Annotated in this window: 11 protein-coding genes and 1 tRNA gene; 5 read left to right on the top strand and 7 right to left on the bottom strand. The window is 57.3% G+C overall.

Going from position 1 to position 11,693, the window contains the following annotated elements; all coding sequences use genetic code 11:
* Positions 1-36 precede the first annotated feature (36 nt).
* The 5 genes from VL003_RS11795 to VL003_RS11775 all read right to left on the bottom strand — a co-directional run bounded on the left by VL003_RS11795 (position 37) and on the right by VL003_RS11775 (position 2,731).
* Complete coding sequence (locus tag VL003_RS11795; protein ID WP_325442713.1) at positions 37-486, bottom strand: hypothetical protein; 450 nt, start codon at positions 484-486, stop codon at positions 37-39.
* 769 nt (positions 487-1,255) lie between these two features.
* A complete protein-coding gene (locus VL003_RS11790) occupies positions 1,256-1,528 on the bottom strand; it encodes a hypothetical protein (RefSeq protein ID WP_325442711.1) in 273 nt (90 codons plus the stop codon).
* A 39-nt stretch (positions 1,529-1,567) separates the two neighbouring features.
* Positions 1,568-2,248: an SOS response-associated peptidase gene (locus VL003_RS11785; protein WP_325442709.1), complete on the bottom strand. Its 681-nt coding sequence runs from the start codon at positions 2,246-2,248 to the stop codon at positions 1,568-1,570.
* Positions 2,249-2,278: 30 nt separating this feature from the next.
* Positions 2,279-2,500 (bottom strand): hypothetical protein, encoded by a 222-nt coding sequence (locus tag VL003_RS11780; protein WP_325442707.1) that lies wholly within the window; start codon positions 2,498-2,500, stop codon positions 2,279-2,281.
* Positions 2,501-2,655: 155 nt separating this feature from the next.
* A tRNA-Asn gene (locus VL003_RS11775) sits at positions 2,656-2,731 on the bottom strand.
* A gap of 189 nt (positions 2,732-2,920) precedes the next feature.
* Between VL003_RS11775 and VL003_RS11770 the strand changes: the two genes are divergently transcribed.
* Positions 2,921-4,042 (top strand): 5-methyltetrahydropteroyltriglutamate--homocysteine S-methyltransferase, encoded by a 1,122-nt coding sequence (locus VL003_RS11770; RefSeq protein WP_325442705.1) that lies wholly within the window; start codon positions 2,921-2,923, stop codon positions 4,040-4,042.
* Positions 4,043-4,069: 27 nt separating this feature from the next.
* Positions 4,070-4,717, top strand: a complete 648-nt coding sequence (gene alkB, locus VL003_RS11765) for a DNA oxidative demethylase AlkB (protein WP_325442703.1) — start codon at positions 4,070-4,072, stop codon at positions 4,715-4,717.
* Here the strand turns inward: alkB and VL003_RS11760 are convergent, their stop codons facing one another.
* A complete protein-coding gene (locus VL003_RS11760) occupies positions 4,718-5,092 on the bottom strand; it encodes a SirB2 family protein (protein WP_325442701.1) in 375 nt (124 codons plus the stop codon).
* Positions 5,093-5,165: 73 nt separating this feature from the next.
* Positions 5,166-6,953, bottom strand: coding sequence for an ABC transporter ATP-binding protein/permease (locus VL003_RS11755; RefSeq protein ID WP_325442699.1), 1,788 nt, complete (start codon positions 6,951-6,953; stop codon positions 5,166-5,168).
* Between the two features lie 160 nt (positions 6,954-7,113).
* Here VL003_RS11755 and VL003_RS11750 point away from each other — a divergent pair, with 160 nt between their 5' ends.
* The 3 genes from VL003_RS11750 to VL003_RS11740 form a co-directional block, all read left to right on the top strand.
* Positions 7,114-7,803: an MOSC domain-containing protein gene (locus tag VL003_RS11750; RefSeq protein ID WP_325442697.1), complete on the top strand. Its 690-nt coding sequence runs from the start codon at positions 7,114-7,116 to the stop codon at positions 7,801-7,803.
* Positions 7,804-7,849: 46 nt separating this feature from the next.
* On the top strand, positions 7,850-8,224 hold the full coding sequence (locus VL003_RS11745) for a tautomerase family protein (RefSeq protein ID WP_325442695.1): 375 nt from the start codon (positions 7,850-7,852) through the stop codon (positions 8,222-8,224).
* A 187-nt stretch (positions 8,225-8,411) separates the two neighbouring features.
* Positions 8,412-11,693 (top strand): autotransporter outer membrane beta-barrel domain-containing protein (locus VL003_RS11740; RefSeq protein WP_325442693.1); only part of this gene is annotated, 3,282 nt, incomplete at its 3' end.

Raw genomic sequence — 11,693 nt, 5'->3', positions numbered from 1 at the left:
TAAATCAGAACTTCCATTATTTCAAATACTTAGCCGTCATGGGGCGACATCGTGCGACAGCATTTCACACTTGCCGACAACCAGGAGCAGCAACTCGCCATCGAGCTGGATCTCTAAAATCCTATCGGTTTTGTTCTGTTCAATCCGCAACACTTTGCCCTGGCCTTTGGCGCGCACATTCGCAGGCGTCCAACCGATAATGTCGCTCTCCGGGCGCTGCAAAGTCCGATACGTCAGCTCCATCATCAGGCGCACTGGCTTCTGGGCGGCATCATAAACGGCTTGGTATTCCGCATCAGTGACGTAGCGATCCCGCGCGCCTTCGGTGTTTCGCCTCACGCCGCTGGCCCGCATGCACGGGTTCACCGGCAAGGTTGTTTGCCCGGTGCGTATCAGCCATGACAGACAGGACGACAAGCACGCGCGCTCACGGTTCGCCCTGGTATCTCGCCCGGCACGCTGGTCTTCCTCCAAATAGGTTTGCACGGCTGCTGGCGTTATTGATTCTGACGGCAACTTCCCGAAGAAAACCTTTAGCTCGATTGCGTTTTTGCGTAGGGCATCGGTGCGGGAGCTAACCGGCCCAGAATAGCAGGGTTGGCTTGCGAGGGCCCAAGGGATCGGCTGCAGTCATCGTTCCGATATGTGCAGCCATATTTCCAACACGCGAAGCATAACGTCGATAAGAGGGTAAGCCCTGTTGAAAAATATGAGGAAGCGCATGTGCCGGCTCCGGCTGCTTTTGATGCGCTTATCGTGCCGTCACGACCTTCGATTTTCCTCTTGTGGGATTTCCGCTTTACACACCAGATGGTCGTGACGCTTCACGACAAGGCCACTGCGCTGGATCGAGACCGAGGCGGAGACGTAGGCGCGGGTGTGCGGTCGGCGTAGCCATTAGCTTACGTTGGGCATCAATTGGAATCCGCCCTGGCATCGCCATTTGTCGGTGTGCCTGATCCAAACCGTATCGCACTCTAAGCACCGATAAGTGGTCTCACAGCTGCTGTCGACGTTGCTCGTTCGCTGACCTTCAACCAGCATGTATTTGTGCGGGCTGACTTGTCCAGGTAAAGCAGCAAGTTCGGCGCAGGACGCGCAAATAGTGGCCTTTTGATTCCCCATTCCCCCTCCGTTGGGCTTTATGTCAGACCTTACGCGTAGCGCGGGCCGGAAGGAATAGGATAGACGGCGTAGGTTTTGTGCGACAGCACGTCCAAGGCTTGCTCACTCGGCAGGCTCGGTGGCGGGTGGCTTAAGTACCTCCGTTGGCTTCGCGCCAGACCTTGCGTCCTTGCGACGTCAGTCTTATGCGTCCGCGTTCGTCAGCTGACTCGACGAGCTGCTGATCCCTGCACCACTGAATCGCTTCAACAACGTCGGCTTCGGTGGCCTCAAGTTCAACATGCTTGGCAAACAGATCGGCCTCGGAAATGGTCGCGTTCAAGTAAGGAAAGGTTCGTAGAAGCTCCTTTCCTAGGCTTGGAGTATCGCGCTCGTGGTCCGACGGTATAGTCTTAGTAACCATAGCTGCTCCATTGGCATTGACGTCCGAAGTACCCCCATTTTAGCCATATGGCAATTGGATTGGCACACTTGCATCAGGTAATTGATATCGACTATTCCCCATCTTCCGCGTAACCGGCCACCATTGGAAAGCCGATTCGGGCCGCGGCGTTGACAACAACTCTGACGCTTCCTCAACCGGCAGTTCCGGATCAATCCACGCCCTAGCATTGTCTGGCATTAAGCAAATTGGTCGCCGGTCATGAATGTCGATCATTCCACCTGCAGCATCGTCCGTCACAATCGCAAAGCCTGTCTCGGCCAGCACTTCCCGACCTGGCTGCCAAGCCGTCAGTCCTGCCATCAAGATCGGCCCGCCATCTTTCGGGTTGATGTACCACGGCTGCTTGCCGCCTTTCTCCCCCGTCCATTCGTACCAGCCATCAGCCAGCACGAGGATTCGCCGCGTAAGCAGTGGCTTCCAGAACGGTGATCCTTTTAGCACAGTATCGAGGCGCGCATTACTTGCCGGCCCCCGCTTATACCAGGGCGGCTTATATCCCCAGAACAAACGATCGACATGGTCGCCGCCGTCACCCAACCGGTGAAACACCATCGGCCTGGTGCCGGGCGGCACGTTGTACTTCAGGCCCGGCTCGACGTCCAGAATGCCGCTCACGTTCGAGCGTAGCGTTTCCATGTAATCCGCTGGATCCCGGGCCTGCCTGATTCGTCCGCACATGATCGCCTCCGCTCATTCGGCGATGTTAGCTCACTCGGCAGGCTCTGCGCGGAACGCCGACCAATACCAGTGAGAGTGTTTATGGTGCCTGGCTTGCTGCCGGCGCGCAAATGGCCGGATGCGCCCGGCGTCTATCTCAATTTCGTGGATGGTATCCGGGGCTGTTGCAGCGTGCGGTAACTTCGCGGTGGCGGCTGCAATGTAGGGCCCATCTACCGAGCCAAGAATGCCGTTGTTGCTCAGGTCGATCATGATGCTTGTGCTGCGTTTATGTACAGTTATTCAAGCGCAAAAAAGCCCGCTCGGTGGCGGGCCTAAAAGTACTGGATATTGGGCAGCGTCTAATATTCCGTCTAAAACGCATAAAGAGAAAGGGCCTACGTTTTCACGTAAGCCCTTGAAATACTTGGCTCCCCGAACAGGGCTCGAACCTGTGACCTGCGGATTAACAGTCCGTCGCTCTACCGACTGAGCTATCGGGGATCAAAGAAGCGAAACTATAGCATATATTTCCTGGCCCGCGCAAGCGCGCTTGGGCCGGGCTTCTACATTAGAATGGTTTGGGTTGTTCGACTGCAGTAGTTTGTCCAGTAATACGCAGTGGTTGCGCTGTGCCGGCGTGTTTCGCCGCTTGGAGCGGCCACTTTCCAACCTATTTTTCGGATACCAACCATGACTCAAACTACCCCCCAAGTTTTTCGTGCCGACCACGTCGGTAGTTTCTTGCGTCCGAAGTATCTGCTGGATGCCCGCGCGCAATTTGCCAATAAAGAGATCAGCGCCGAGCAACTGCGCGAGGTCGAAGATAAGGCCATTTCCGAGATCGTCAAGTTTCAGGAAGACGTTGGGCTAAAGACCATTACCGACGGCGAGTTTCGCCGCACGTTTTTCCACGTGGATTTTCTCAAGCAGATTGGCGGTGTGCAAAGCGACGAGCCGTTTGCATTCGAAAAGCCCGACGGCACGATGGAGCTGGCACCACCCACCATACGAGTGGTTGACAAGGTGCGTCATGTCAAAGATATTCAAAAGGCCGATTTTCAGTATTTGAAGTCGCAGGTATCCGCCGGGCATACGCCCAAGGTGTGTATTCCCTCGCCCACCATGCTGCATTTTCGGGGTGGGCGCGGTGGCATCAGCAAACAGCATTACCCTGAACTGGATCCTGATTTTTACCAGGATGTGGCCAATGCATACGGTGACGAGTTGCGCTCTTTGGCCGACGCAGGATGCACATATGTACAGATGGACGATACCAACCTGGCTTATCTGTGCGACGAGAACATGCGCGAGGCCGCCCGCAACCGGGGCGACGACCCCAACGAGTTGCCGCATCGCTATGCAAGTTTTATCAATCGTGTCGTGGCACAGCGGCCCGAAGGCATGACACTGGGCATCCACCTTTGTCGGGGCAACTTCAAAAGTACGCACGCGGCGTCTGGTAACTACGAGCCGGTGGCCGAGGCATTGCTGTCTGAAATGCACGTCGACACCTATTTTCTTGAGTACGATGACGAACGCAGTGGCGACTTCCGCCCCTTGCGTTTTTTGCCCAAAGGCAAGTTGGTGGTGCTGGGGCTGGTAACCACCAAGTTCGGCACCATGGAATCAAAAGACGACCTGAAACGCCGCATCGACGAAGCGGCCAAGTACGTGCCGCTGGAGCAACTGGCGCTGTCGCCGCAGTGCGGGTTTTCAAGCACCGTGCACGGCAACAATATTGCCGTAGAAGACCAGCGCAATAAGCTGCGCCTGGTTATTGAAACTGCGCAAGAGGTCTGGGGGGAAATTTAATCCCCCTTGGGTTTGCTGAGGGCAGGCATGAACTTCGACTTGTTCGACACCAGCACCGTTGAAGGCACGGAAACGCTTGGCAGGCATGCTTGCGTGTTGCGTCGCTTTGCCTTGCCTTTTGCGCATGAAATTGCCCAGGCCATGAAAGCCATCGAGGCCGCGGCACCTTTTCGGCACATGGTCACGTCCAGAGGCCACACGATGTCGGTGGCCTTGACCAATTGCGGTGAACTGGGGTGGGTCAGCGACCGCCGTGGCTATCGGTATTCAGCCATGGACCCCGCCACTGGAAGGCCTTGGCCGGCCATGCCGCAGGCGTTTCGGCAACTGGCCGCCGAAGCGGCGCAGCAGGCCGGACTGGGCCATTTCGAGCCCGATGCCTGCCTGATGAACCGCTACTTGCCCGGCTCGGGCATGGGCTTGCACCAGGACCGAAACGAAAAAAGCCTGATCGAACCCATTGTGTCGGTTTCGCTGGGCATACCCGCGGTATTTCTGTTTGGGGGCTGCAAGCGCACCGATAAACCCCGGCGGGTGCCCTTGTTTCATGGCGACGTCGTGGTCTGGGGCGGCGAAGACCGCATGCGGTTTCATGGCATCTTGCCGCTCAAGCCCGCCCACCATGGCGAGCTTGGCGCGCAGCGCTATAACCTGACGTTTCGGCGGGCGGGGTGATCAGGCCAGCCAGGACATCGGCTGCTTGGTCAGCGCCACGCCGACTATGTACAAGAAGACGGCAATTGCCACAACCGCTGCAACGGCCCGCGCACCCGGCGTTTTACCCCGCTTGATGGCAAACGTGCCCACGCCTATGTACAGGACCAGACCCACAATCTTTGCTGCTATCCAAGGCTGGTGCCAGCCCACGACGCTGGCCAGGTAAATGCCGGCAAGCAGCAATAGGGTGTCGATAATATGGGGCGCAATGCGGGCAAATTTTGTGTGCAGCAGGGCCGAACCCTTAACTGACCAGTACGAACGAATAACAAAGAACACAATGCTGAGGACAGCGGCGGTAACGTGCAGGTGCTTCAAAGACGTGTAGATCATGAGTAGGCAAGGTTCTTTCAAGTAGGGGTTGATTGGCGCCATGAATGTGCACGGCTACCTGGATGCAGGTGCCTTAGCGTACCAAAACTTCCCAGCCGCCGTCGCCCGAAAGGTTTAGCGTGCGGCTGTGGTGGGCCAATAAAGTGCCCCGGTGCCCCACACTGATCAATATGGTTTCCGGCAACTCGGCCTTGGCCAGGCGGTACATGGCGTCCTCCAGGCCTTCGTCCATGGCCGATGTGGCCTCGTCCAGAAAAGCCAGGGCGGGGCGGGCCAAAACCAGGCGACCGAAAGCCAGCCGCTGCTGCTCCCCCAACGACAAAATGCGTGTCCAGTCTCCCACTTCGTCCAGTCGATCGACCAGGTGGGCAAGCTGAACCGCTGCCAGCACACGCTGCGCCTCTTGGCCTGCAAGGTCAATGGGCGCTTCTTGAGGGTAATACAGGGCGCTACGCAAGCTGCCCAGGGGAATATACGGTTTCTGAGACAGGAACAAAACGCTGTCGCCGGGTCGGGCAATGATGCCTTCACTGTATGGCCAAAGCCCGGCCACAGCGCGCAACAAGGTTGTTTTGCCCGCACCCGAAGGGCCGCGTATCAGCAGAGAGTCACCGGCTTGGGCGCGTAAGTTAAGCCCATTGATCAAGACCTTGCCGTCAGGGCGGCGTACCGTCAGGTCTTCGATCACCAGGGCTTTGACGTTTTCGCGCAGGTCAGGAGCCGGCAAGTGAGCCGCGGCTTCCATGGCATCTGAAAAGCCGATCAGGCGCTCCAGCGTGGCTCGGTACGAGGCAAATTCATCATAGGCATTGCGAAAGAACGACAGGTTGTCTTGCAGGCGTCCAAAGGCCTGCGTGGTCTGCATCAGGTCGCCCAGACTGATCTGCTGTGAAAAAAACCGTTGCGCCTGAATGATGAGGGGAAACACCACGGCAGCTTGGCTAACCGTAAAGTTGAAGCCCAGAAACTTGAGCGAGCGATACACAATGGCCCAGGCGTTGTTGATGACATGGTTGAAGCGTCCTCGCAACTGCAGGCCTTCTACTTTTTCGCCTGCATAAAAAGCAATGCTTTCGGCGTATTCGCGTAACCGCACCAGCGCGTATCGGTAATCGGCGTTGAAGCGCTCGTTCAGGAAATTCAGTGAAATGAGCGGCCGTCCGATGCGGATGGCAAATACTGTGGCAATCAGCACATAGGCGAACACCAAGAAGACCATGCCACGTGGAATTTCCACGCCCAAGAGGGCGATTGGCCCCGAAAGCGACCACAAAATGGCTGTAAAGGCCAGGGTCGACACAATGGCATCGACGACGCCCATCGATAGGGTCAGCGATGCCTGGGCAAAGATGGTGACGTCTTGCTGTATACGTTGGTCGGGGTTCTCTAGGGGCTGGTCCAGATGCTGAGTTCGGTAATACGACTGCTTTTGCAGCCAGGCCGACAGCATTTTTTCGTTCAGCCATTCGCGCCAGCGTATCGTAAAGGCCTGTTGTATGTAGAAGTCGACCAGCGAGCGCACCACATGAATGGTCGCCAGCGTGGCAAACAGGTACATGGCGAACCAGAACCCGGCTGCGTTAAGGTCTTGCAAGGCGGTGTACATGGTGTTGTACCAGTTTGAAAACAACACCTGCAGGCGTACCCCGCACAAAGTCAAAAACAGTATCAATGCCACCGTCAGTAGCGGGCGCCAGCTGCGCTTGGGTGAAAAGTACCCACCCGAAAGCCGCCAGAACTGCCGACCCCACACGGTGAATCGGGCCAATACCCAGGCAGCCATTGTGAAGACGACCAGGGTGATGACGTAGGCTTGGGCAAGCCACAGGCCGCTTTCAACTAATTGCTCAGACCAGTTCATGGGTGTCCGCCAGGCAAAAGCCGCCATTTTGCGGTAAACCGGCCCACGGGTAAAGCGGCGTATTTGTCACAGCCTAGGGTTAACAGCGTCTAGCTTTTTTTTGTTTATATTTTATTATTGTTGCTGTCTTCGTACGATTCACTTACAAAAAGCATAAATTATGAATCCCCAATGGTCTCTATTGTCGCTGCGGGTAGGCACTGCTGTACCCGGTCCTCGCGGTGAGCCCACTGCTATCGACAAGCGTCCGGTCTCCAGTACCCAGTACCTTGAAGAACACCGGTTCCGCAAAGACCAGCAGGGCGACACCACCCATCATGGCGGGGTTGAAAAAGCCGTTCATCACTATGCGGTCGACCACTACCCAGTCTGGCAACAAGAACTGGCCGATCTGCCTGTTCAAAACCTCGACGAAGGCGGTTTCGGCGAAAACCTCTCCACCTTGGGCCTTACCGAAGAAAACGTCGCCATCGGCGACATCTTCGAACTGGGCGACGCCGTCATTCAGGTTTCACAACCACGCCAGCCCTGCTGGAAACTGAACGAACGTTTCAACCTGCCGGATATGGCCCAGCGCGTCCAGGCATCCGGGCGCACGGGCTGGTACTACCGTGTCATTCAGCCCGGTTGGGTCCAGCCCGACGACCCCCTTCGCCGCATCACCCGGCCGCAACCGCTCTGGACAGTAGCACGTGTCATTCGCGCCCTGTATCATGAGCGCCTCGAGGCCGAAGAACTGGCCGGCTTGGCCGAGCTGGCCGAACTTTCGCCGCGCTTGCGCGACCTGGCCGCCAAACGCCTTTCGTCCATGACCGTCGAAGACTGGACCCGTCGTCTGCAAGGGGCTTGAGGCCAACCGCTCTTTTACCGACTATTCCTCTTCAAGGTATTACCGCATGCCATTTGTAAACATCACTGTTACCCAGCCGTTAAACGCCCAACAAAAACAACAGTTAATGCAGCGCACCAGCGACACTGTCATTCAGGCGCTGGCCACCTCGTTGCCCTCGGTGCGTATTTTGCTTAACGAGCTGCCGCAAGGTAATTACCTGTGCGCCGGCAGCTTCGATGTGCCCGCCGTGCTGTTCGACATCGACATGATCGAAGGCCGTACCGAAGAAGCCAAAGCCAAGCTTATTGCGGGGCTCAGCCAGGTCGCGCACGAAACCACCGGTGTTTCTCCTGACGAGATCCGCGCTCGCGTGTCTGACTTCCCCAAAGAAAACATCGGCATGGCGGGCGGTATTACCGCCAAGGCAGCCGGGCGGTAAGTAATTTAGTCTTGCATGTCAAAGCCGGCCGTCAGCCGGCTTTTTTACGAGAAGCTTTTTATCGGCTGCTGCTGTACATGACATTCGTTTATTGGTCATGTAACCAAATTATGCTGTTTTATCCAATTGCATAACGGCGGGAGTCAAAGACTCGTTACGGAAAACTTGCGGGTCCGAGGAGCGAATAATGAGTGAATGGAGACAGCAGGTCGGGGTGCTTCGTGTCACGACCCTGGGCGCGGCGCTGGTTGCGGTGTTTGGGGGGCCTGCGCAGGCAGAGCCGGTGCCGGCTCAGTGGGCACATTCCTTTACTTCCGGGCTCGATAACGAGCTTGCCAACCTCGTCATTGAGCCTCCCTCAGTGATACAAAACGGGGTGCTCTCCTGGAGCGACACCCAACAGGTTCGGGTGCGGTTGAACGATGTTGATGTCATTACTTCTGAGCCGAATGGGCACGCAGTGCAGGCTTTTGGTGCACTCGCCGAGCTGTACCTGATCAATGGCTCATCGGTCGCCACTACCGGCAGCGGCGGCGTCGGCATACAAAGCAAACAGGGGGCCGGGGTTGTCGCCCACGAGGTTAACGTCAGCACCAAGGGCGAATCAGGTTTCGGTGTAGAAGCCGATACAGCAGGAGCGATCCAGCTGATTGGTGGGGGCGTTCATACTGAAGGCGAGAACGCAGCCGGGGTTCGCGCAATTAGCGGTGTCTATGTATTGGACCAACCGGGAACGGCAACACTGAACGGCACGATCATTGGTACCACAGGCAAGAATGCAACCGGCTTGGCGGCCGGAGACTCAATCACTGGTCATAGCGAATCCGGGCCAGGGTCGGCCGGCCATATCATTGCCGGTAATGTCATCGTAATAGCCGAAGGCGAAGGTGCCGCAGCCGGTCGCGCGATGCACGGGGGACGGCTTACGGTAACTTCGCAGCCGCTGCCTGGGTCTGGATTCCCCAAGCCGACGGAAGAGGCAATCTCTGATGCGGCCAAGTCCAAGTTGTCTGTCGACCAACATGCGCGAATACACGGCACGCTTACGCAAGACGATACAACTGCCGTTCATTCATTGCTCTTTTCCGCACAGTACCATGGCGTGCTGGCCAAGACTAAAGGCCACGCAACGATAGACGGCGCCATTGTCGTGACAACGGGCGATAACGCCGAAGGCTTGCGATCGCAAAACGACGGCATTCAAGGAAACCAGCACAGCACGGGTTCCATTATCGAAGCAGGTAACGCCTACGTGCTGACATTCGGCGAGGCCTCGCATGGGGTTACGGCCTACGGCTCAAGCTACGAGGCGGGTCAGTGGAACAGCGGCAGCAGGCTGACATTTTCGGGCGGCGCCATATTTACCCAAGGTGATGAGGCGGCAGGTGCGAGAGCTGCAAACGGCGGGCTGATCACGTTAAACGATACGATAGTCAGCACCAGCGGCGAAGGCGCCAACGGGGTCATGGCCTTTACCGATACTTTCGCTAATCCTCAATACCACTATTACACGCCGTCTGTCGTTCGCCTCAATAATGCCCAAGTCGTGGTTGATGGGGTCGCGGCTAATGGCCTGGTCGCATTCAACGGTGACAGCCTCATTGAAATGAATGGGGGGCTCGTTGTGGTTCAGGATGTCGATGGTTCAGCTTTGATGCTGCTCAATGACGCCGACATTGAGGTGAACAAGGCTCAGATCGTGTCTGCCGGTAAGTCCATACATTCGGTGTTTGCCTATGACGATGACGTGACCTTCTTGCGTGATTCGTTCGAGCAAACACTTGAGGTACGGGGAACCAACCTGCAGTCCAACAACGGCACGCTCATGCGGGTCGATCGCAGGGCGGGGGGCGAGAACGGCGAGATCACCCTCAAGCTGTTGGAGGGTACGATCGCAACGGGCAATATCGAGAACTATGATGCCGGCAATACGCTGGCGGGCCCGTGTGTGCCGGGTAGCTGCAAGACCGTGGTTGTGTCCGACGACTCTTCGGCCTGGTTCGGCATTATGGTCGACACTGCAACGACCCAGGCTAACGGCGGCGATACGCTGACCGGTCATCTGCCAGGCGGCGTCATGGCTTCCAACGCCTTTCCGGTTTCGTTTCATGACGTATCTTCCATCAACGGCGGTGTCCTGGCAGCGTCAGGGTCGCTATTTATGTTTACCGGCGCCCCAACTCTTGTAAACGGTAATCTCGTGGCTACATCAGCGCTGCCAGGCGATTTTCCTTCAATCATTAATTTCGCGAACGACGTCCAGATTCAAGGCGACGCAAACAGCAGGCGCGGTGCGTTCATTTTCGAGGGCAATGCAACGATTACTGGGGCCATGTATGGCGATCAGTCTTTGTTTGCGTTCAACAGCGGCGCCAACATTGGTTCTATATATCTATCAGAAAGCCTGTTCATCGGCGGTGGCGGTATTAACGACCCCGCCAACGTCGGCGGCAACGTCACGGTGATTAATTCAGCACTGACCGGTAATTTGAATGTGGGCGGGTCCGCTTCGGGTACGAATAGCATTCTTAGCCCCGGTAACTCCATAGGCAGGCACGCCTATGGGTCATTGGGTGCGTTCTCGGGGTTTTATGTGGCCGAGGTCAATGCCGCCAGGCAATCCGACCTGATCACCATCGCCAACGGCAACGCCGATCTGAAGAACACCACCCTGATCGTTTCGCAAGAGAACGGAAATGGCGGTTACCGGCTTAATCACGACTACACCATCCTCACCACAGAGAAGCCCGACGGCATCAGCGCCGTGCCCGACAACCGTTTCGCCGGCGAGATTCTGGATGGTAGTTTTGACGGTACCTTGGTCACGCTCGACCCGGTCAAGTACGGGTCTAACCATGTACGAATCCGCTTGTCGCTGGATCGGGCGGCCGACGATCGCACCGGATACACCTTCAACCAGAACGCCGCCATGGACATGGCTGTGTCCGTGGCCGGGCAGAATCCGGTGGCCGACACAGTCGTCTTCATGCAGCCGGGCGAGCGCAAAGACGCGCTCAACCAGCTTTCGGGCGAGCTGCACGGCAGCACGCAAGCGGCGCTGCTGCAAAACAGCAGCCTGGTCTCGCGCACACTGATCCAGCGCATGCGCGCCAATCTGGGTGCGGGCATGTTGCCCGGTGCGCCTGTAGCTCAGGCAGGCGCTGCGGTACCGGCCGGCGCCATGCCCCCCTCGGCGGGGCATCCCTTGTGGGCGCAGGTAGTGGGTAACTGGAGCACGCTGAACGACGACGGCAATGCGGCCAAGGTTACAAGCGACACAGCAGGGCTTTTTGTGGGGGGCGACACCGGGGTGGGCGGCGGCTGGCGGGTGGGCGGCTCGTTGGGCTACACCGACGGCCGGGTCAAGGTGAACGAGCGCAGTTCCAGGTCCGATGTTTCCAGCTTTACCGCCGCGCTGTACGGCGGCAATAGCTGGCAGCAGGGCGGCGGCAAGCTGAACTTGCTGGCC

This window comes from Pusillimonas sp. (genome assembly GCF_035515275.1).
Lineage (GTDB): Bacteria > Pseudomonadota > Gammaproteobacteria > Burkholderiales > Burkholderiaceae_B > Pusillimonas.
This window is presented reverse-complemented; position numbering and strand designations above follow the sequence as displayed.

Bases quoted from the DNA above. Each gene is read 5' to 3' on its own strand.
- VL003_RS11770 (WP_325442705.1), top strand. From the start codon at position 2,921: ATGACTCAAACTACCCCCCAAGTTTTTCGTGCCGACCACGTCGGTAGT.
- VL003_RS11755 (WP_325442699.1), bottom strand. From the start codon at position 6,953: ATGAACTGGTCTGAGCAATTAGTTGAAAGCGGCCTGTGGCTTGCCCAA.
- VL003_RS11785 (WP_325442709.1), bottom strand. From the start codon at position 2,248: ATGTGCGGACGAATCAGGCAGGCCCGGGATCCAGCGGATTACATGGAA.
- VL003_RS11790 (WP_325442711.1), bottom strand. From the start codon at position 1,528: ATGGTTACTAAGACTATACCGTCGGACCACGAGCGCGATACTCCAAGC.
- VL003_RS11750 (WP_325442697.1), top strand. From the start codon at position 7,114: ATGAATCCCCAATGGTCTCTATTGTCGCTGCGGGTAGGCACTGCTGTA.
- VL003_RS11745 (WP_325442695.1), top strand. From the start codon at position 7,850: ATGCCATTTGTAAACATCACTGTTACCCAGCCGTTAAACGCCCAACAA.
- alkB (WP_325442703.1), top strand. From the start codon at position 4,070: ATGAACTTCGACTTGTTCGACACCAGCACCGTTGAAGGCACGGAAACG.
- VL003_RS11760 (WP_325442701.1), bottom strand. From the start codon at position 5,092: ATGATCTACACGTCTTTGAAGCACCTGCACGTTACCGCCGCTGTCCTC.
- VL003_RS11780 (WP_325442707.1), bottom strand. From the start codon at position 2,500: ATGATCGACCTGAGCAACAACGGCATTCTTGGCTCGGTAGATGGGCCC.